The 20,243-nt window shown below is 57.8% G+C and carries 17 protein-coding genes; 10 read left to right on the forward strand and 7 right to left on the reverse strand.

The window, feature by feature from the left end; genetic code table 11:
• Positions 1 to 7: 7 nt before the first annotated feature.
• From PSR62_RS08120 to PSR62_RS08150, 7 genes are all read left to right on the forward strand, one after another.
• Complete coding sequence (locus PSR62_RS08120) at positions 8 to 1,378, forward strand: DUF1501 domain-containing protein (RefSeq protein WP_274407273.1); 1,371 nt, start codon at positions 8 to 10, stop codon at positions 1,376 to 1,378.
• An 89-nt stretch (positions 1,379 to 1,467) separates the two neighbouring features.
• Positions 1,468 to 2,259 carry a hypothetical protein gene (locus PSR62_RS08125; RefSeq protein ID WP_274407274.1) on the forward strand — a complete coding sequence of 264 codons (792 nt, stop codon included), beginning with the start codon at positions 1,468 to 1,470 and terminating at the stop codon, positions 2,257 to 2,259.
• A 107-nt stretch (positions 2,260 to 2,366) separates the two neighbouring features.
• The gene (locus PSR62_RS08130) at positions 2,367 to 2,747 is read left to right on the forward strand and encodes a hypothetical protein (RefSeq protein ID WP_274407276.1); all 381 of its coding nucleotides are present in this window, start codon (positions 2,367 to 2,369) and stop codon (positions 2,745 to 2,747) included.
• A 107-nt stretch (positions 2,748 to 2,854) separates the two neighbouring features.
• Positions 2,855 to 4,399 (forward strand): HEAT repeat domain-containing protein, encoded by a 1,545-nt coding sequence (locus PSR62_RS08135; RefSeq protein WP_274407277.1) that lies wholly within the window; start codon positions 2,855 to 2,857, stop codon positions 4,397 to 4,399.
• 7 nt (positions 4,400 to 4,406) lie between these two features.
• Positions 4,407 to 4,658: a hypothetical protein gene (locus PSR62_RS08140; RefSeq protein ID WP_274407278.1), complete on the forward strand. Its 252-nt coding sequence runs from the start codon at positions 4,407 to 4,409 to the stop codon at positions 4,656 to 4,658.
• A gap of 1,286 nt (positions 4,659 to 5,944) precedes the next feature.
• On the forward strand, positions 5,945 to 6,367 hold the full coding sequence (locus PSR62_RS08145; RefSeq protein ID WP_274407279.1) for a hypothetical protein: 423 nt from the start codon (positions 5,945 to 5,947) through the stop codon (positions 6,365 to 6,367).
• Positions 6,368 to 6,466: 99 nt separating this feature from the next.
• Positions 6,467 to 7,606: a peptidylglycine monooxygenase gene (locus tag PSR62_RS08150; RefSeq protein ID WP_274407280.1), complete on the forward strand. Its 1,140-nt coding sequence runs from the start codon at positions 6,467 to 6,469 to the stop codon at positions 7,604 to 7,606.
• Here the strand turns inward: PSR62_RS08150 and PSR62_RS08155 are convergent.
• On the reverse strand, positions 7,596 to 7,883 hold the full coding sequence (locus PSR62_RS08155) for a hypothetical protein (RefSeq protein WP_274407281.1): 288 nt from the start codon (positions 7,881 to 7,883) through the stop codon (positions 7,596 to 7,598). The two genes, PSR62_RS08150 and PSR62_RS08155, sit on opposite strands and share 11 nt — an antisense overlap.
• Before the next feature lie 37 nt (positions 7,884 to 7,920).
• Positions 7,921 to 8,802, reverse strand: a complete 882-nt coding sequence (locus tag PSR62_RS08160) for a DUF1549 domain-containing protein (protein ID WP_274407283.1) — start codon at positions 8,800 to 8,802, stop codon at positions 7,921 to 7,923.
• A 217-nt stretch (positions 8,803 to 9,019) separates the two neighbouring features.
• On the opposite strand from PSR62_RS08160, the gene PSR62_RS08165 reads away from it, so the two are divergent.
• From PSR62_RS08165 to PSR62_RS08175, 3 genes are all read left to right on the forward strand, one after another.
• The gene (locus PSR62_RS08165) at positions 9,020 to 10,789 is read left to right on the forward strand and encodes a cation:proton antiporter domain-containing protein (RefSeq protein ID WP_274407284.1); all 1,770 of its coding nucleotides are present in this window, start codon (positions 9,020 to 9,022) and stop codon (positions 10,787 to 10,789) included.
• Positions 10,786 to 11,310: a MogA/MoaB family molybdenum cofactor biosynthesis protein gene (locus tag PSR62_RS08170; protein ID WP_274407285.1), complete on the forward strand. Its 525-nt coding sequence runs from the start codon at positions 10,786 to 10,788 to the stop codon at positions 11,308 to 11,310. Before PSR62_RS08165 ends, PSR62_RS08170 begins: the two co-directional genes overlap by 4 nt.
• Positions 11,311 to 12,549: 1,239 nt before the next feature.
• The gene (locus PSR62_RS08175; protein ID WP_274407286.1) at positions 12,550 to 13,725 is read left to right on the forward strand and encodes an esterase/lipase family protein; all 1,176 of its coding nucleotides are present in this window, start codon (positions 12,550 to 12,552) and stop codon (positions 13,723 to 13,725) included.
• 574 nt (positions 13,726 to 14,299) lie between these two features.
• Here the strand turns inward: PSR62_RS08175 and PSR62_RS08180 are convergent.
• The 5 genes from PSR62_RS08180 to PSR62_RS08200 form a co-directional block, all read right to left on the reverse strand.
• Positions 14,300 to 14,671, reverse strand: a complete 372-nt coding sequence (locus PSR62_RS08180) for a hypothetical protein (RefSeq protein WP_274407287.1) — start codon at positions 14,669 to 14,671, stop codon at positions 14,300 to 14,302.
• 618 nt (positions 14,672 to 15,289) lie between these two features.
• On the reverse strand, positions 15,290 to 15,940 hold the full coding sequence (locus PSR62_RS08185) for a hypothetical protein (RefSeq protein ID WP_274407288.1): 651 nt from the start codon (positions 15,938 to 15,940) through the stop codon (positions 15,290 to 15,292).
• 637 nt (positions 15,941 to 16,577) lie between these two features.
• Positions 16,578 to 17,765: a tetratricopeptide repeat protein gene (locus PSR62_RS08190; RefSeq protein WP_274407289.1), complete on the reverse strand. Its 1,188-nt coding sequence runs from the start codon at positions 17,763 to 17,765 to the stop codon at positions 16,578 to 16,580.
• A gap of 44 nt (positions 17,766 to 17,809) precedes the next feature.
• The gene (locus PSR62_RS08195; protein ID WP_274407290.1) at positions 17,810 to 18,973 is read right to left on the reverse strand and encodes a hypothetical protein; all 1,164 of its coding nucleotides are present in this window, start codon (positions 18,971 to 18,973) and stop codon (positions 17,810 to 17,812) included.
• Positions 18,970 to 20,232: a multiheme c-type cytochrome gene (locus PSR62_RS08200; RefSeq protein WP_274407291.1), complete on the reverse strand. Its 1,263-nt coding sequence runs from the start codon at positions 20,230 to 20,232 to the stop codon at positions 18,970 to 18,972. Before PSR62_RS08200 ends, PSR62_RS08195 begins: the two co-directional genes overlap by 4 nt.
• Positions 20,233 to 20,243 lie beyond the last annotated feature (11 nt).

Raw genomic sequence — 20,243 nt, forward strand, 5'->3', positions numbered from 1 at the left:
AAGACTGATGAGCTGGAACCGTCGCGAATGTTTGGTTCAATCGACTTGGACGACCGGTGCGCTGGCTGTGACCGCTTCTGCGGTGCCGGCCTCTGCTGCGTGGGCGAACACTTCGGGCGAACCGACACCTGTGCAACATCATTCGGCGAAAGCCAAACGGGTGATCTTCTTGTTCATGCACGGCGGGCCGTCGCACGTCGACACGTTTGACTACAAGCCGATGTTGATTCGCGATGACGGCAAGGATCTGCCGTTTGATTTACCGCCACAGATCAATGCCAAGCCAACGTTGCTGGCCAGCCCTTGGAAGTGGTCCCAGCACGGTGAGGCTGGTTTGTGGGGGACGGATTTATTGCCGGAGATGAACAAGCACTTGGATTCACTGTGCGTTGTCCGGTCCATGCACACTCGAGGTCAATCGCACGGTCAAGCGGTCGGGATGGTGAACACCGGCAGTGACAACTTTGTTCGCCCCAGCGTGGGCGCTTGGATCAGCTACGCCTTGGGGGCGGGGCATCCGGATTTGCCGGCGCACGTGGCGATCGCACCGGCGACGGCTCACGGTGGGCCTCGCAACTATGGATCGGCGTTCTTGCCTGCCAAGCATCAAGCCACCGTGATCGGTAAAAATGGTCAGATTGGTGCGGGGAAAATTGCCTACCTCGATGCCGCTCAGGGACACCAGTTTGAGTTGGTCAATCAAATCAATCGCGGGCATGCCGAATCCGCCGGGCGAGATCGGGCGACCGACGGTGCGATCGAGGCGGTGGACTTGGCCAATCGGATGCGAGGCACCGCGCCGGAGGTGATGGATTTGTCAAAGGAAACCGAGGCGACCAAGAAACTGTACGGGATCGGTCAGAAGACGACCGACTCGTTTGGACGCAGTTGTTTGATGGCGCGTCGCTTGGCGGAATCTGGCGTGCGTTTCATCACCGTCAGCAGCGGGCAAGTGTGGGACCAGCATGGCAATCTGAAGAACGGGCACGAGAAGAACGCCGCCAAGACCGACCTGCCAATCGCGGGATTGTTTGCGGATCTGAAACAACGCGGGTTGTGGGAAGACACGTTGGTGGTGTGGGGGGGCGAATTCGGACGAACGCCCGTCGTGCAGGGGAGCAACGGACGTGACCACAACCCGCAGGGGTTCTCGATGGTGCTGGGCGGTGGCGGCGTTCGGGGAGGCATCACCCATGGAGAGACCGATGATTACGGCTATCACGCCGTTCGCGATCGGGTCCACATGCATGATCTGCACGCCACGATGCTGCATCAGTTGGGAATCGACCACGAGCGTCTGACCTTTCCCTACGCGGGGCGTGATTTTCGTCTGACAGACGTTCACGGGCGTGTGGTCAGTGAGATTTTGCAGTCCTGAGCGGTCGTGGTTGGCCAGTTTTGGGATCGGCTGGTAAGTTGGCGGTCATTGAAGACCGAATTCAAACTTGCTGGCTCGATTGAACTGAAATGAACGCTGCTGAAACTCGCTCCGGGCCCCGCCGGCCAGGTGGCAAAAAAGCCAAACAGACGACGGTGGCGGGAATCGTCATCGCCGTGATGTTGGGCGGCTACACGCTGCTTCGCCCGTCGATCAACGAGGCGACAGGCTGGAATTTGCCTGCCTTGCCCGCCAAACAGGTTGCCAAAGACTCGGTTGCGGAAAACACAAACCCACCGATGACGGACCAAGTGTCCGATTCGCGAGCGGTGCCAAAACCCGCTGATTCGTCGAAGTCGTCGACTCCTCGGGCAGACAGCCAGGCTCAACCGCAAGGCAACGAAACCGTCCCGTCGCCGGGCCCGCTGGCGTCCAAGATGACGCGTGGGTCGCCAAGTGAGAATGCAAATTCGGCGGCCGAGACGTCTGACCTGAAGTACGGGTTGCTGCGAGAGATCAGCACGGACCGGTTCCTGTCACCGGCGGGCGTGCTTTACACGCCTGGAAGTGCGGAAGGACACCGCCTGGAACACCTTCGTCGCCACACCCAAGATCAACCCAACCGATCAGGGAAACATGGCGTCTTTGATGGCGACATGGAGGGAGCGCTGGTGACGATCGACAAAGCCTACGAGAAGGCCCAGGCAAATCAGCGGACCACCAAAGAAGTCGACGGGAAGCGAACGATTTACACCATCGACATGGGGAAACGCGTGGGGTTTGTCGGAGGCCGCGATGGTCAGCGCAGTCGCAATCCGATGGCCCGGCGGGTGCGTTTGGTGTTGGAAGGCAATCGCTTGATCACCGCGTTTCCACTTTAGCGGACCTCCTGCATCCATTTGCTCGCCCACCGAAAGCGTCCCTGTGAAGACCAGCTTTCAACCACCCCCGTCCCCATCCATTTTGTTTCTGCTTGGAACTCAATTCCGTGACTCACCCTGATTCCAACTCCGAAGCCCCAGCACCTGACAATTCGAATTTGGATTCGAATGCGGGCGTTCGATACAGCGTCGGTTCGTGTCCGATTTGCGAGCAAGGCCTGTGTTCCATCCGCGCGTGTGGGTTGGTCGACAACAAACCGTCGCATGGTTTGGTGGTCTGCGATGAATGCGAAGCCATCTGGCTGCAGCCCAACCTCAAGGGCGTGCACATTTATGCGGATGCCGAGACACCCCAATGCCCGATCGATCAATCGCCGCTCTACCGGGGTAACAACCGTTGGGCGACGCTGGACGACATTGACCGGTTGGGATGGTCCGATGCGGTGGATCCAGAACGGACCTATCAGCCGGAATCGAATGATTCGTAAGCCCAAATTGCGAACCCACCTGCCGGAAAAAGCCTCACGCTGCGGGGGACCACCCTGCTCTGCCCTGCCCTCCCCTGCCCCCTTTTTTATCTTCAACCTTTGGAACTGTGACCTTGTCGGAAATCTCCTTTGACCCGATTCTTGCCGCCGGTGCCGACCCGGTTCAGGCCGGCGTGGCGCTGAAACAACTGGCGGACGATCCCAACTTGGATGGCCAAGCATTGGTGGCCGCACTCGGCGATGAATCCGCCCGGCTGATGGACGCGGATCCCGCGATCACGGGCGGGTTGCTTCGTCTGATTCACTTGAAAACCTTGGGAGGCGAAGACGATTCGCTGTCGAAGATCGAGCCAGCGACATTGGCAACCATCTTGGAATCGCTTTCGCCGGAGGTTTCCAATCGCCACCTGATGCTTCAGTTGTTGGCGATGCAACGCACGCCAGAATCGCTGGGGGTGTTGGTCACGCAATTGGCTCAGTCACCACCGAAAGGCTGGATGGCCGCGGCCCAGATCCTCAGCCCCTTGATGCAGCACAACGATTGGTCGATTCGAGCGGTGTTCCCTGCTCTGCTGGATTCGATTTCGGAACCTTCGCTGGCCGCGCCCATCTTGGATTTGGCCGGGCACCTCACGCGAACAGGGCTGGTCAGTCAGCACCCTGCCAAAGATCGGATCGGTTCCCTCAACGCGTTGCTTGGAAATGTCGCTGGGCGTTTGGCAAAGTTCGAAGAGGACCCACGCAGTTTCGGAACCGAGGTCGAACAGGTCCAAGCGGTGCTGGGCGAAGCGGTGGCGTTGGCGGTGTCGCTGTGTGATGCGATCGGTTTGATTGGCGATGAAAGTTCCATTGGTCAATTGAACAAGACGTTGGATCTGAAGCACCGCCGCGTGCAGTGTGAGGCGGCCGGCGCGCTAGCCAAGCTCGGAGAAGAAACCGGCAAGGAACGTTTGGCCGAACTGGCGGGGGAACCCGCCGCGCGATTGCGAGCGATCGCCTACGCGGACGAGTTGGGGCTGGATGATTTGATCGAGGAAGAATACCGCGAGCCACGCGCGATTGCCGAGGCGGAGATGGCGTTGTGGTTGACTCAGCCTCAACAAATGGGGGTTCCGCCAACCGGTGTCGAAGTGGTGGATTCACGGCGGATGTTGTGGCCCAGCTTTGAAGATCCAGTGGATGTGTTTTTGGTCCGCTTTGAATACAACTTTGGCGAAAAACAATACAGCAACATCGGTGTGACGGGACCGACGATCTTTGCCATGTCGTGCGATGTGGCGGACTTTCCGCCCGAAGACATCTATGCGATTTATGCTGGGTGGCATGCTGATCACCGAGACATCTTCACGGTGCCCTCCAAAGAGTTCAATGAAGCTCAACGCCGGATCATTGAACCGTTGCAGACTTACCTGGAACGGGTTGGGTACGAAGAGGTCAAAGTCGACCGGTTGGGATTCTTCTTGGATGAAACGGCGGCTGTGTTCACCGCGGTGCGGAACGACAAAGCATGCGTGGTTGTGACCGATGGTTTGGAGACCATTGATTTGCCGACGGGAGGTCGCGTGCGTCCGCCCCAGCCCGAAGATTTGTTTCATCTCTACAAAGGCCGCAAGATGCTACGAACGTTCAATCCCAACGGCATCTCGGAGTGACCCAGCGATGAAACCGTTTGGTACCGGACCGATCCAAGAGACCCAAAACCAACTCCGCCATGAATTCAGTGAATTTGCGGAGCAGTGGCAACGGACCAAGTCGGTTTGGCGCGACGAGCCGGCACGTCAGTTTGAAGAGCAGTGCTTGGCGGATTTAACGCCCACGCTCAACCGCGTTTCGGCGGCCCTCCAGACCTTGGTCGACGCCATCCGTCAAGCCGATCGGGTGCTGAAAGACCCCGAGGAAATGTCGGGCTGATCGTGTTTGAGACGAGCGAAGGTCGAGCGACGCGAGGGGAGGCCGAACGGTGATCCACCGGCCAACAGGATCCTGTCGGAACAAACGCTGCGTTCTATCGCCCGCTGGTGGTGCTGCGCCTGCCTGTTGCCGGAACAGCGCTCCGCTTGGTCCGGCCTACGTTGATCCGCCGATTTCGCAAGCCATGTAGGCCGTATCAAGGACCGAAGGGACGCAGCTACGGCAGCCATCCACCTTGCCCCTCCTGGCAGGAGGGTCGAGCGAAGCGAGGAGAGGTCGAAAGGTGATCCACCATCCAACACGATCCTGCCGGAACAGCGCTGCGTTCTATCGCCCGCTGGTGGTGCTGCGCCTGCTTGCTGCCGGAACAGCGCTCCGCTCGGTCCGGCCTACGTTGCTCCGCCGGCTTCGCAAGCCACGTAGGCCGTATCAAGGACCGAAGGGACGCAGCTACGGCAACCATTCACCTTCACCCTCCTGGCAGGAGGGTCGAGCGAAGCGAGGGGAGGTCGAAAGGTGATCCACCAACCAACAGGATCCTGCCGGAACAGCGCTGCGTTCTATCGCCCGCTGGTGGTGCTGCGCCTGCCTGTTGCCGGAACATCGCTCCGCTTGGTCCGGCCTACGTTGATCCGCCGATTTCGCAAGCCACGTAGGCCGTATCAAGGACCGAAGGGACGCAGCTACGGCAACCATTCACCTTCACCCTCCTGGCAGGAGGGTCGAGCGAAGCGAGGGGAGGTCGAAAGGTGATCCACCAACCAACAGGATCCTGCCGGAACAGCGCTGCGTTCTATCGCCCGCTGGTGGTGCTGCGCCTGCCTGTTGCCGGAACATCGCTCCGCTTGGTCCGGCCTACGTTGATCCGCCGATTTCGCAAGCCACGTAGGCCGTATCAAGGACCGAAGGGACGCAGCTACGGCAACCATTCACCTTCACCCTCCTGGCAGGAGGGTCGAGCGAAGCGAGGGGAGGTCGAAAGGTGATCCACCAACCAACAGGATCCTGCCGGAACAGCGCTGCGTTCTATCGCCCGCTGGTGGTGCTGCGCCTGCCTGTTGCCGGAACATCGCTCCGCTTGGTCCGGCCTACGTTGATCCGCCGATTTCGCAAGCCACGTAGGCCGTATCAAGGACCAAAGGGACGCAGCTAAGCGTTGTGTCCTGGAAGTGGAAGAAGCAATGAAGGCAAATGACATTCAGGGAGTCGGATGACCGCTCAAGATCTTTTTCTGGATGGCCATGTGGAGACACTCGATGCCGTCGTGATCGACCACTGGATTGCGAATGGCTACAATTCTGCGGGCATTGGCAACGCCGTCGCTCCTCGGTAACCCAGTGCGTGTGAATTCACAATCCGACAGAACAACTCAAGTGACACAAACCTTCATGAATCGACTTGCAGCCTTGTCCGTCGTTTGGGGTGTTTTTCTAGCGTCAGGTGCAGTTGCGCAGTCGCCCGTTGATGCGCCCCGAATGATGTTCGCAGATGACGTCAGTGGCAAGCCGATGTCAAAGGACCCGGCTGTCGTCAAATTCAAGGGAAAGTATTGGCTCTACTACTCGATACCGCCTTTCGATCGCAAGTCGACGACAGGCTGGACAATCGGTGTTGCGACGAGCGGCAACCTCGTGGATTGGGAAAAGGCGGCGGAACTGCAGAATACAGGGGCAGCAGGGCCGACGCATACGAACGGATTGGTATTCTGAGGACTTGCGCGAGGAAGTTGGGTTTCCAGCCGGTCATTCGACGACGCATCGCGATCCTTATTCTTGTCGTTCACTCTTCCTTCACTCATTGGTGCCACTATGTCCGACCGTCGATCGTTTCTGAAAACCGGTGTCGTTGCGTCGGCGGGGGCCGCTGCGTTGGCTCAGTCCGCGACACTTGTGAGCGCAGCCGAAAAAGACGTTGCCGCCGAGTCAAACTTGATCGGGCATGGTGACTTTCGCTATCGCGTTCAGAAGGACTGGGCACAGGTCAATCCGGTTCAGACTCCGATCGACAACTGTCACGAGATGGTGCAGGACTCTCAGGGACGGTTGGTGATGATTGGCGATGATCCACGCAACAACATCATCATCTTCGACAAGTCCGGCAAAGTCCTCGACAGCTGGGGGACTTACTGGCCCGGAGGTCATGGTTTGACTCTGGTCAACGAAGGCGGCGAAGACATGCTATACGTCAGCGAAAGTGGTTGGGCTCGGAGTCTGCAAGACGGCGTGACGATGGTCCGCCAAAACGGATACATCGCCAAGATGACAATCGATGGAAAGATGCTATTCACCATCAGTCACCCGATGACCGTCGGCGCCTACTCGCCTGAGATGGGGTTTCAGCCCACTGAAACGGCGGTGGCGCCCAACGGTGACATTTATGTTGCCGACGGATATGGATCGGATTACATCCTGCGGTACGACCAACATGGGCAATTCATTCAGAAGTTCGGCGGTCACGAGAACGAAGACAAAAACTACAACTTGGCCAACGCGCACGGTATTGCCTTGGACAACCGTGATCCAGCGAATCCGAAGCTGATCGTGACCAGTCGTGCTCAGCGAGCGTTCAAATACTTCACGCTCGATGGCAAGTGGATCAAGACGGTGAAGCTCGCGAATCTGCAGATCTGTCGACCGGTGATCCATGGCGACCATGTCTACGCCGGGGTTTGTTGGAGCCACAACAACGCCGACGTCAATCTTCCGAAGCCGTGGCTGTACCAGTCCGGTTTCACCATGGTGATGGACAAGCATGACCGAGTCGTCTCGTGCCCCGGAGGCGAGCAACCCGTTTACGAGGACGGGGTTTTGCAAACGGTGAAACAGGACCAGGCACGAACCTTCTACCACGGCCACGACGTCTGCATCGACGAGGATGAAAGCGTTTACGTTTGCCAATGGAATGGCGAACGCACGGCTCCGGTGAAGCTTGAGCGGGTTAGCTCTTGATCAGTTCTGGGATCACGTGTCCGTGCACATCGGTCAACCCCGCCGCGACCAGTTCGGTGGAGCTGATCTGCGTTTGTTCAAAGGCTGGGATAAAGACGCCGTCGATCATTGCCGCATCACATGTCGCGAATCGTCCCGGTTTTCGATCGTCCAGTGCGTTCAGAGACCGTTCTTCCGACTTGCCAGTACGGGGGTCGATCCCTTGCCCTTTTTTTCCTGATCCAAAACCGTTGCCACCACCAACGACATCGGCCAGATCAATGCCGCGTCCTGTCAAATGCTGAAGCTTCGACTCGATCTCGGCCAGTTCCGATTCAAGTTGCGTCTTGCTTGCATTGTAGGTCTCTTGGGCAGTTTGACTGACAACCCGGATTCGGATCCGCGACAAACGCCGTGACGGATTCAGGAGTCGGTGGCAGACCGATCAAATCCATCGACAACCGACGAATCAGTGTGCGACGGCCGGCCGGTGGCGAAGGAGCAATCTTTGCTTGGGCCAATCGGTGTTGAATGAACCGATCGATCGGGTGCGACGACTGTCCTGCGGAAGGTTCCGGCGGTGAGACGTCTGCAAGTTCCTGGAGCGACCACCACGAAGCATCCGCCTTGGCCTTGTGCTGAATTTCAAACCCGTTTGGCCAATGGGCGCCCTCGGCGATCCATCGCCTGACCCGATCAACCTGAGTGTCATTCAGGGGAGTGCCTTCCTCTGGCATCGAAGGCGTCTCACCGTCAGTTGCGTGGATCGTCTCCACCAGATAGCTGCTTTGAGGGTCGCCGGGGACCACATGTCCCAACTCCATCAGTCCCTCGGCGAACGACAACGAGAGTTCACCACCCTTCTGCGTTTCGTTATGACAATGCAGGCAGTGCTGTTGAAAGATCGGCGCGATCTCGGTCTCGAAATCAATGGGAGCCGCGATGGACCAGCCACCTGTTGTCGATCCCCAAGCCGTCAAGCAAAAAATGCAAAGTTGCGTGAAACGCTGAACGCGAGATAGTGACGGATTCTGTCGACCAAGGCTGGGGCAAGCGTTGACGGGTCGAAGATGGCGGAATGAGTCCTTTCCTACGCGAGGGTAAGGTTGGATGTCGACGACGAAGTCTTTCAGCCAAGCCTCACCATCGACTTGGTTGTGCAGCCCCGCGGAGCGAAGTTCTTCCGTGTGTTCTTGCGGCCCGGGGAAGCGTGGCACAAAAACACACGGTCGGGTTTCTGCAGTTCCTTGCCTCGAGAAATCCGAGTGGATGCGAGTGCCAGGCTGCATTTTGCGTGTTGCGCTGATGGCTGAAACGAGGGATGCCCCCGCGTGAAGCGGTCCCTCCAAGTTGCGCCGCGTTCCCAAGAGGTGCGTTTTTACCTAGGATCCTGGCTGCTTTGACGATTTCTGTTCGGCAAAAGATGGCCAGGACATGGATTTTTTTCCGAACCTTCACTTCGACGACCCGCTTTTCAACATGGCGGTGGTGCTCACTGCCGGTGTGCTGGGGGGCGAGTTATTTGCCCTGATCCGGCTGCCCAAGGTGACCGGATGGATCGCCACTGGCATTTTGCTACGTCAGCTGCGTTTCCCTGGGTTGGACACCGTTTTGGATCCCCAGGCGCTGGACCGGTTTGGTCCCTACATGAATTTTGTGTTGGGCTTCATTGCGTTCACGGTCGGTGCCTCGTTGTACTTTGGAAGTCTGCGAAACACGGGCAAACGGATCGGGTTGTTGCTGCTGGGCGAAGCCTTGATCACGCCAACGTTGGTTGGCTCGGTGATGTACTTTGGCGGGAGGTGGATGGATCCTTCGATGTCGCTGCCACCGGCGGCTTTGTTCGCGGCCATTGCCATCGCAGGGGCACCTGGAACAACGGTGTTGGTGATTCAAGAGGCCCGTGCTCGGGGCATCTTGACTCGCACGTTGCTGGCGGCGATTGGTCTCATCGACATGGTCGCGGTCGCCGCCTTTGTGTTCATCTCCACGTTTCTGGCGGATCAATCGGGGTGGGTTCACGCGTTGGAAAGCGTCGGCGTGCAGTTCGCCGTGACGATGGTGATTGGCGCTGCTTGCGCGTTGCTGGCAATTGTTTTGGTTCAGACGGTGGTCAGCGCTGCGTTCTTGGGGCCGTTGATGGTCGCGGTTGTGCTGGGAGCCTGGGGAGCGGCAGCGAGTTTTGGCACTTCGGGCGGAATCTTGGCGTGCACGTTCGCCGGAATCACGCTGACCAATCTTCGGCATGATTTGGTGCGGTCGGGGGAAGCCTATTTGAGTGGGATAGGAGGAGCCTTGTTTGCGCTCTTCTACACCTTCGCGGGGATGAAGTTGGACTTCACTCAAATCCCGCCGGTCATTGGTTTGGTTGCCCTTTATTTCCTGTCGCGGTTGTTGGCCAAAACCATCAGCGCCTACACGGCGATGAGTTTGTCCGGAGCGACCGACAACGTCCGCAGGTACCTTGGAATGTCGCTGTTGCCACACGGAGGCGTGGCGGTTGGTTTGATCATCTTGGTCGGCAGCGAGCAGTCAGGTTTCTCCGACGAGATCAAATCGATGGTGACCACGGTCGGCCTGTCGGCTCTGGCGATCAACCAGTTGCTGGGGCCAAGTGCAACGCGGTTTGCCCTGACCCAAACCGGCGAAGCTCGCAAAGATCGTCCTCGGTTGTTGGACTTCCTGCAGGAGAATCGGATCATGGTGGATCTGGACGGCAACAAGGAAGAGATCTTTCAGAAACTCACCAACCTGCTGTATGCCACCACGCCAATGAGCACGCCGCAGGATAAGTTTCTGGAAACGGTTCGTACTCGGGAAGCGTCTCAGACGACGTGTTTGGGGATCGGTTTGATGATCCCTCACGCGATCATCGATGAACCCGGGGCCAATGATGTCAAAGGTGTTCTGGGAATCAGCAAGAAGGGCATCAAGCTCAATACGCCGGATGGACGGTTGGTGCATGCGGTTTTGTTGTTGGCCACACCTGAGTCGAGCCGCAAGCGTCACTTGGAAATTCTTTCTGCCTTTGCGACCGCGATCACTCGTGACATCAACATTCGCGAGCAGTTGTACCGGTCTCGCAGCGCCGCTCACGCCTACGAAGTGCTTCACGCCGATGATCTGAATGATGTGAATTACTTTCTCGAGGACGCTCAGCAACGAGCAGGTTTATTGGAACAAAGTGAGGAACCGACGTCGTGAATCAACCCCAGCCAGAATCCCAGTGTGGTTGTCCCGACGTCGATCCCGCTCAAGCGGTTCGCGTCGCCGTGATCACGCTCAGCGACACCCGTGGTAAAGCAGAAGACCGCAGCGGTGACCGGATTGTCAGTTTGCTTGAGGAGGCCGGCCACTCCGTTGCAAAACGGTTGATTTTGAAAGACGATTCGGAACCGCTCGCGAAGTTGTTGGGGGAACTTGCCGGAGACGAGTTGCTCGACGCGGTCATCACGACGGGAGGGACCGGCATCGCGCCGCGAGACATGGCGGTCGACGTGATCGAATCCCTGTTGGATGTGACGTTGCCCGGTTTTGGAGAACACTTTCGAGCCATTTCAATCGCCGAAATCGGTCCCAAGGCGATGCTCAGCCGAGCCACCGCGGGACGGATGAAGTCCAAGGTCGTGTTCGCGTTGCCGGGGTCAACGGGGGCCGTCACCACCGGGATGAACCAGTGCGTGCTGCCGATTCTCAGGCATGCGGTGTCACTGGCCTCACGCTGAACACTGGGACCGCTTTGGTAGACACCAATGCCGCTTGGGGAGGGGCTTCGCCAGGATTGGCAGCATCCCGGCCCAACACCTGCCATCGCTTCGCGACTTCCGAGCGGCGGAGGCATCGATTCCTGGGACTTGTGTCCCAGGCTGGTGCCTGCCGTCGCTTTGCGACGTTCGACAAATAAGTGGCATAGGCTTCCAGCCTGTGAAGGATAAACACAGGCTGGAAGCCTATGCCACAGTGAAGTTCCGCAAGCAGTAAATCGAACGTCCCTTGCGACTTTGAAACCCCAGCCCTGTCGTTGGCATTCTCGCGATGATCCGCCTGACGATCCCAATGGCGACAAGCTCGAATCGCCCCCTTTCGCCCCTCCTTAATTGCGGATGCCGTGCCGCGCTAAAAAAGAGGTTTGGTGGGTGACACCAAACGGACGTCCCGAGCAATCGCCCGAACTGAAAACAGAGTCATGAACTCGTCAGCAGAAGAAGGTCCGTCTCCGACAGGTGCTCCCGGGACAGCACGAATGCCCTCCCAGACAGAACATTCAGTTCGAACCAGACAGCCGACGCCTCTTCTGCCCGCTCCCTGTGTTTGGGCTTCAGTTGCGAGCGTCGCGGTGCCGACTTTTTTGAAAAGACACGTGAGCATCTTTCCCAATCGGCAAAGTCGTGGCCTCAAAACCTGCACCCAACTTCAATCGACGCTCACTTTGCATTCTGCAGGTGTCGCTGATTGCATTGGCATTCCTTGGGTGCTCGACCTTTTCGCCGTACGCGGCATCCTTCTCTCTTTCTGAATGCGACTCCTGCACAGCAGGCGATGTTCGCCGTCTTGCACAACGGCACCTTCAAACAGCTGACCGCCACGCCAGCCGAGAGGATCCGCAATGCCTCGAAGAATATTCGCATGCGATTGCGTTGCTGTGGCCACTGATTCGCGCTGACGACTGTGCCAGCGAATCGGGCGCCGTTGCTGATTACAATCACGCCGTCGATGGATTGCTTGTATCCTCACAAGCACTTGACTGCTTTTCGCCGCACATCGGTGTGGTATCGAAACGTGGGGATGAAACGCACGCTATCGCGACCGTGCAGTATGAGGGTTTTGCATGGGCACCCGAAGAATACCGTTGTTTCCAGCCTGTGAGAGAATACCGGACTTCGGTCGAACGCAAGTGTTGCGGTGGAGTTGGCGTGCCGCTGCTGGGATTCCACCGTGGTTGCCGAAAGTTCCTTGACCCAAAAGTGCCTTTCGCCGCAACGGCAATTGTTGCACCAAGCGACGTCAATGGTGAGTTGCAGCTTCACATCCTCAACCCGCTGAGCCAGAAGACGTTTTTAATTCCGGCAGTCAATCAGGTTGCAACGTGTGAGATTCCGTTGGCGTGGGACACGACGGCGCCCCTCGCGTACCTGAATGGCGAAGATCGGCTTGAGTTTCTCCAAGGCTTTTTGCGGCCTGACCGTTTTCAAAACGACGCCGAGTTGGTGATGATGCATCCTCATCACCCCAGAAAGATTCCTGTTGTTTTTGTGCATGGCCTCGCTTCTGACCCGAAGACTTGGGTCCCCATGGTCAATGAACTGTCGGTTGACTCGGAAATCAAAGACCAATACGAATTCTGGGCGTTTTACTATGCAACGGGGCGTCCATTTCCTGTCGAAGCGGCGGCGATGCGACAACAGCTGCAAGAGGCGCGTGGGTACATTGATCCAACCTACAGCGATCCGTCGCTCGACAAAATGGTCTTGGTGGGTCATAGCATGGGCGGTCTTGTATCCAAATTGCAAGTCAACAGCAGCGGCAACGCCGTTGCCAATTCATTGCAGTTACCGGTGAAAGAGCTGCAATCTTTGACTCAGGAAGAGAAGCACGCGCTCTATTGGCAGCCAGTCTCTAGCGTTCAGCGTGTCATCTTCATGGCAACTCCGCATCATGGTTCTGAATTGGCCAGCCGACCGATCGGACGTTTCGCATCGAGCCTCGTGCGGTTCGACAGTTCGTCATTGGGAAGTTTTGGCAACTTGTATGGGGATAGCCTCAGTCGCTGGACTCAGACTCGCCGCCAGCTGCCAACCGCAATCGACCTCTTGGAACCGAGCAACCCGACACTGAACGCCATTGCCGGCCTGCCAATTTCGCCTGCGGTATCGACTCACTCGATCATCGGCTACGGCCACAACTGCTGCTTCGCACCACCAGGGGACGGAGTGGTGCCGTTGACCAGTTCCAGAATCCCGGGCGTCGAGTCGGAGCTTTTAATCCGGTCCGGCCACGAAGTTCACACAACCCCCCAGGCAATCAACGAAGTCAAACGCATCTTACGAGAACACGCAGCCGTTGCCTGGCAAGTCGAGAACGACCCGCAACGGCACGAAACAGCCGCCGTGGTACTGAAAGCCGTCCAGCGTCCAGAGTAACTTCGAATCATTGACCATGGCATCGCCACACCAGCGGCAGGCCAACCGAGCGAACGGGACGGCTGCGTCGCGGTGGCGATCACTCCTGATCCCCGGAAGAAGCGGTTGCACCGGGCCCCACGGATCCCGCTCATTCCCTTTGCACCTTCCATCTGCGTTTCCCTTTACCAATCGAAGAATTCTGGTCCAGGAGAACGATGCGGGCAGCTCTCTTCGCCAGCCACTCACTCAACAAAGACTTGGGTGAAAGAAGAGTGGCCCACGAATCGTTTAGCCGGTAGCCAAAGGCGTCGCACGCGCCGGGCGTGTCCTCCCGTGACGCTTGCGGTTTCGCGATGAGCGGCAAGGGCCCGAGTTCGCCTGGCAGAAGGGGGCGTCTTTCCATTACGTCGGGTGTCCAGCTGGCTTGATCGATCGAGTACCTGGCCGCCGAGGGTTTGTTGAACCTGGAAGAGCGTTGGCACTCGTTTGCATCCTTGCGACGAACCGCCTCGTGCGGTCCCGCATGCGAGGTGGTGTGGGAGGGGGCCCGGGCAACCGGGGCCCTATCCCGATACCGATGGTTCTGCTGCTTCTATTCCAGACGTTCGCCATCGAATTGCTCAGCATGCATCCACATGAAACCTGGCAGCTGAGCATCAGCAATCCGAAATTCTTCGTCGGTCGTGATCTTACCACAGTCTACACACCCAAGAATGTAGCCTATGGCCAGGCACGCGAAGTCAATCCAGTCAGGAGAGAACCCCTCGCTGTGCAAGTCGGTCTCCAAGCGACCTTCGATAAAGTCAAGATGTTCGCGGGACCAATGATTCCAGTCCGACGACTGCGAGAAGCCGACTATCGCCAGTTTAATCCTTCGGTGGTCGTCTGGGTTTGGCGACTCCAACGCAGCGGCTTGTGCCCGTAGCTCCTTGAACTGGCCAAGCAATCGGGAGTCATCAAGCAAGTTGTCGTACCTGTGAGCAGAACGCCAAGGTCACCGGGAATGCGGACCAGATCGACGACGCTCAAATTGTCAGTGAAGTTTCGGGACCGAAGACGGCTGAACAGCCGCAAGAGCAGCATTCTCCGGTGCACAGCTTTGTTCGTAGCGTAGCCTGGTTCACGCGCGTAGCGACACCCTACATGCAGTCGACGATACCGCAATCGTACGGAGTCGCCAATTCACACGCAAGCATTTTCGGACGTCGAACGGCGCCAATTTGTCGCAACGGATTGAAAGGCCGGAGGCCGACAGATCCCCTGCCGGTGGCGTCAGCCCAATGCCATCTACTTTGTAGCGGAACGGCGCGAGCCGTCCGGTGATGCGTCGGAAAACACCCGCGATTTACCGGACGGCTTGCGCCGTTCCGCTAACAAAATCCCCTCGGTTGGTTCTAAAGTAGATGGCATTGGGCGTCAGCCACCGGAATGAATCCTCAAGTAGCCTCCCAAGCCCAGCGGACGACACATGCCGCGCTGCTGTCCGGCCGGTAAGGATGTGTCGACCTCCGGTCTTGCAGCCATCCGTTGAACCGACCACCGGTGGCTGACGCCACCGGCAGTTCATGTGCTGCCCGCTGGGCTAGAGGCGTCGGGTGTTGGCCGAATTGAATCCGTCTACGAATAGCCGCGATAACCGAGTCGCGACGATTGATTTTCCATTGTCAAAAACGACGACTCCGCGACTTCGGTTCATCGCATGGTTCGCCCTTTTTTCCGGTAATCGCTCACAGTTGAACAATGCAGCCTTGAGCTCATCGTACAGCATCGCAACGTCATCATCCGATTTCGCGGTCACCTCGATCGTGGCATCGTCCATACAGCAATCCACTATGCGTTTCGCATCAGCAAGCCCTATTCCGACGTGCTTACGGAGCGATTTCGTTGCCTCGATTTTTCTAGCGCCGTCCTGGTATCCAGTGATGAGGATCGCGAGTCCCAAGCGACCGTGGGGGTCACCCGTCGTGCGATAGTTGTGAATGTAGTGTTCGATGGAATCGGCAGTACCGGTCGTAAGCAAATCGCCAGATTCCCGCTCTACGATAAACGGAGCGTTGCCGGCGATTGGCGTTTGATCAGGATCAGTCGAATTGTAGAAAAACACCCATCCGAAGTCATATTCAAGTGTGGCCTCGGACGTCAGTGCCAAGGAGAAGCCATCTTTCACGCAGAGGTCCGACATAGAAGCGACATGCTCCGTGGCAATCGATTCAGCTTCGTTGCGTGTGATCATGTGCCTGAATGGGCGAACGATTATTTATCCCGGTTAACTAACGGGCATAAGCCGGGTAAATATCCCCGGTAAAAGTGCGTTTTATCCAGGCCAGCTAATTGGCGGGTGCCGCGCAATCCCCCCGGTGGGCGAAGGCAGTGGTAAAGGGCTGGACTTTGCCTGGCTCCCCGAAACACTCGATTTCGGACGGGAGTGCAAACTTGGGCAGCGCGTGTTTGCTGCAACGCACCCAGCCGAACATGTTACCAGAATGAGGTCGATTTCAGGTCGTTGTTGGATTTTCGCCAACGTGCTCCGACGTGCAAGACGCAGGAAGGTGGCTGGTGCATTTTGCTGTTCCGGCTTCTCTTCTCCGTCGTGCTCGTGCTCGTGCTCGTGCTCGTGCTCAGCGAAGCGGTGCTCGCAATCGTGATCGACGTCAGCACCGTGCTGCTCACCGGGTTCCGCCGGCGAAGGCTTCGGCATCGTCAGGAAGGCTTCGCCATCGTTAGGCCTTGTGTTCGGTGTTCAGGTGCGGTTTCGGTTTCGTGTTGGCAGCATCTTGGCGCCACCGCGAGGACACCTTGTGCCGTTGTTCCGCTCAACGGACCAGATTCGATGCACTGTTTGCGCCCGACAAGCCACACGACCGACCTGCTTAGCGAGGCACTAAGAAACAGCTGAAGTGGTCACGCGAAAGTTGTGCCAGCATGGATTGGGCTTGCTCGGCATAGGTCGGGTCCAGTTGGGCGGCGAGTTGAGCGTTCTCGGCCGCCAATGATGTTTTTTGATGTTCTTTGTAGCAAGTCGCCAAAAGGAAATGATGCTCGGCGGTGGGGGCCAGTTGGACCAGCGCTTGATAGGCCTCTTCTTCCAAACGCCGATTGCCCAATTGACGGGCTGCGAAAGCGATCCCTTTGTAGGCACTGCTCATCGCCTTGAGTTTGCCGGGGCTGTCCGCTTGCCGTTGCCAGTGTTGAAGCGAACGTTCATAGCCTCGCAAGCTTTCGGAAGGTTGATCCAAGCGTTGTTGGCACAGCCCATAGAAGTCGAGGCTGATCGCTTGGAAATGACGACCGGACATCATCGGTCGAATCCAGCCGAGGGCCTCGTGGTTTCGATCGAGCTGAACCAAGGTGGTGATTCGTCTCCCGATCATGGCGATGGTCAGGTTTCGAGGCAGCGGCTGTTGGACGACTGATTCCAGTCGAGCCTTCTGTTCGTGGAGATTGCCTTCCAAGGTGGCCAGGTCCGAATCGGCGGTCGTCACGCTGGGATCGAATCGGCGCAACTGCCAGCACTGTTTCCAAGCCAAGGCAACGCGATTGCTGCTGAGTGATTCTTGCAGCTTTTTTTCCAGGGATTCCGCTGCTGAGTGCGTGTAGGTGGCGGGAATCGCGATCGTTGCCGTTCCGAACAAGAGCCATGCCCAAGACGGCCAAACCTGCGGGCCGCCCTGCCCTGCCCTGATGGCATTGGGTTCGAGTTGGGGAATGGGTTGGGGGGACGCGATCGCGACGCACAGGTTGGCCACGGCGAATGCGGTCAGACAAGACAGCAGTGCTCGAGCGATTGTGATCGACAGCAGGCTTTCAGGGAGTGAAATTCCCTGACTCATGACCGCCAGGCAAAGGCAACCCGCCAACAAACAAGCACCCAGCAGGAACGCGGATGAACGCGAATTCTTGTCAGCCCGCCTCGCTCCAGCGAAGCCAATCGGCAATGCGGCAAACATGGAAATGGCGTAGACATCATCTCGACCAAACCACTCCAGATGTCCGTTGTGATCCAGCAACAGTTGACGAACGGCCAGCAAGACGGCAATCACCGTGGGCGGCCAAAACAACCAGCTTGCCCGAAGGTTTTGCCTTGATGTGTGGTTCGGTGACGTCATGCTGCCCCCGCTGAGGAGGAGGATGCGCGGCGTTTGGGTGACTTCCACAGCAGACCGTCAAAGCAGTAATGCCAAAACGCAACGACCAAGTTGATCGTCACCCAGGCTTCAAAGAAACCACGTGAAAGCAGGTAGTTTCCGAGGCCGATGACAAGAACAAACACGACCAGGAACAGCATCCAAATCTTGGAGAGGCGGGCCAGTGGATTGGGGTCTGTTTTGGCCCCCGACTTTTTCATCGACCAAGTCACAATGGACATGTATTCCATCGAATGAAAGATGGCGGACGCCAACGCAAGTTGGATGACCAGTTGACTGTTTTGATAGTGCGCGGCCAACAGCAAGGCTGCGAAGAGGGACATCACGCTCAGCAGGTACAGCATGCTGGCCAAGGCTTGGTTGCCAAGCCTCACGAAACGATGGATGGCGGAAACGACAAATGTGGCAGGGATCAGCAGCATCCACCAATCCAGAGACTCGACTGCAGAGAACGAAGGGAACGGTCCTTCGGGCCAACCCAGTCCAGCCACGCGGGCGATCGTGTACAGCAAGAATCCACGGAAGAAGAGTTTCTGAAGCAGTGCTCCTTTGCTTTGAATGAATCGCGAAAGCGGATTCGAATGGTGGGAGCCGGCACCGTCGTTTACGGTTCGGTCAAACGGATCGGATGCCTTGGCTTTGGGGGGGCATGACGATTGGCGTTGATAGATTCGAAAGATGCCGTGATGCTGGGACGAGAAGTGCCAGGCGTTCCAGACATAATCGATCATTCCGAGGCATAGCAGCGACCCGGTGCTCATCTGCAACCCGACGCAGACGGTCAAAATCGCGAGTGCCAAAGCTGCGAAGAGCCACCGTCGGTCCTGCGACTTGTGGTGATCGACGGACACCAAAACGATCGTGATCCACCGGTGTGGGGCAGTGATGAAATAGATTTGCCAGAACAGCAGGCCTTCATGGGTGGTCGTGCCACCGAAGACATCGACGACGACCAAGAGCGGCCAAAACAAGTTCGCAATGAAGACGAGGTCGATGAGTGGTGAGAAGAGGAAGCCACTTCGGGGATCGGCAGGGAGGCTTGTGTGCGACGTTTCTTTCGAACGAGAAGCCGGCGGATCCACCGGCGGACGGGTGCGGCGTGATGGGGCGATGACGCTCATGGAGATGCCTCCCGCGTGGTCTCGGCAGCATGCGAGGCGGTGTCACCAACGATTCGAATCCAGTGATCGCGAAAAGCGATCCCTGGGGTCCAAGGTGTGAGTGGCATGTGGCATTCGATGCAGTCACCCGATGGTGCTTCAGGGCAAATCGTGGAAGCCTGTGGTTGATGACAGGTTTGGCATTGCTGGATGTATTGTTGGCGATCGTGCGAGGTGGTGTCGTGCGGGTCGTGGCAAGTCGAGCAGGTGAGTTCACCGGCGGATTGCAGGTAGCATTCGCTTTTCTTCAGACCGTAGGGCTGGAAACGAGCACGTTCTGCTGCCGTTGAATCCGCTGAGACGGAGCGTTCATCGCGATGGCAAGCGCTGCAGGTTTCCATGTGGGCACTGGCATCGTGTTGGTCGATCATTGGTTTGCTTTGCTCAGGCAAGCCGCGGCCTGCGAGGATCACATGTTGCTTCCGCGGCCCATGACAGCGCTCGCAACCTACATTGGCGATCATGGTTTGGGATGTCAGCGGCAGCGGTGGAGGCGGGACGACGGTGGAGTGGCATCCGATGCAAGACCGCACGTCCATGGCATCCATGGGACGCCCCAAGCACTCAGCTGTGCCATCCCGAAAGGTGTCGTATTGATCGTGATCGGGAGTCACATTCAGTTGGTCGTCGCCATGGAAGGACGACCAACGCATCTCGATGCCGCGAGAACCATCGTGCTGGATGGCGATGGGGGTCTGGGCGTGGGTACCGGATCCCAGCAGCCAGTTGACTGCGACCGACACGGTGGATCCGGTTGCCGACGGATCGGAAAAGGGTTTCGTAACCGCCCTGCCCTGCCCTGTTGAGGTGCTGACCAGAAACTGATTCGCGTTCTTGGTGAAGCGGAACGTTTGGTTGCGAAGCGGATCGTTGTAGTGGCCTTGTTGTAGAAGTTGCTGAGCCAACTCGGACTCCACCATCGGGGTGGCGGTTCGCGAATGACCGGAGCGAAGATGGGCTTCGTACTCGGCCGGATGGCAGGCTTGGCAAGCTTGATCCCCTGCGAACTGCGAGGAAACAAATTGGCTCCACTGGGTGACGGCCTTTGAGATCGATGCGGCGGAGTCCTGGGGGGCCAGCGTTCGACGGGCGGCCGAGGACGGCGCAGGTGCGATCGACATCAGGTCACGTGCGACACTGGCCGCACAGACTCCGGTCACCAAAAGCACTAAGAGCCCCAGAAACTGGAGGCTCTTGGCAGAAAGAATCTTGGAGAACAAGGGATGTCTTT

This window comes from Rhodopirellula sp. P2, from assembly GCF_028768465.1.
Taxonomy (GTDB): domain Bacteria; phylum Planctomycetota; class Planctomycetia; order Pirellulales; family Pirellulaceae; genus Rhodopirellula.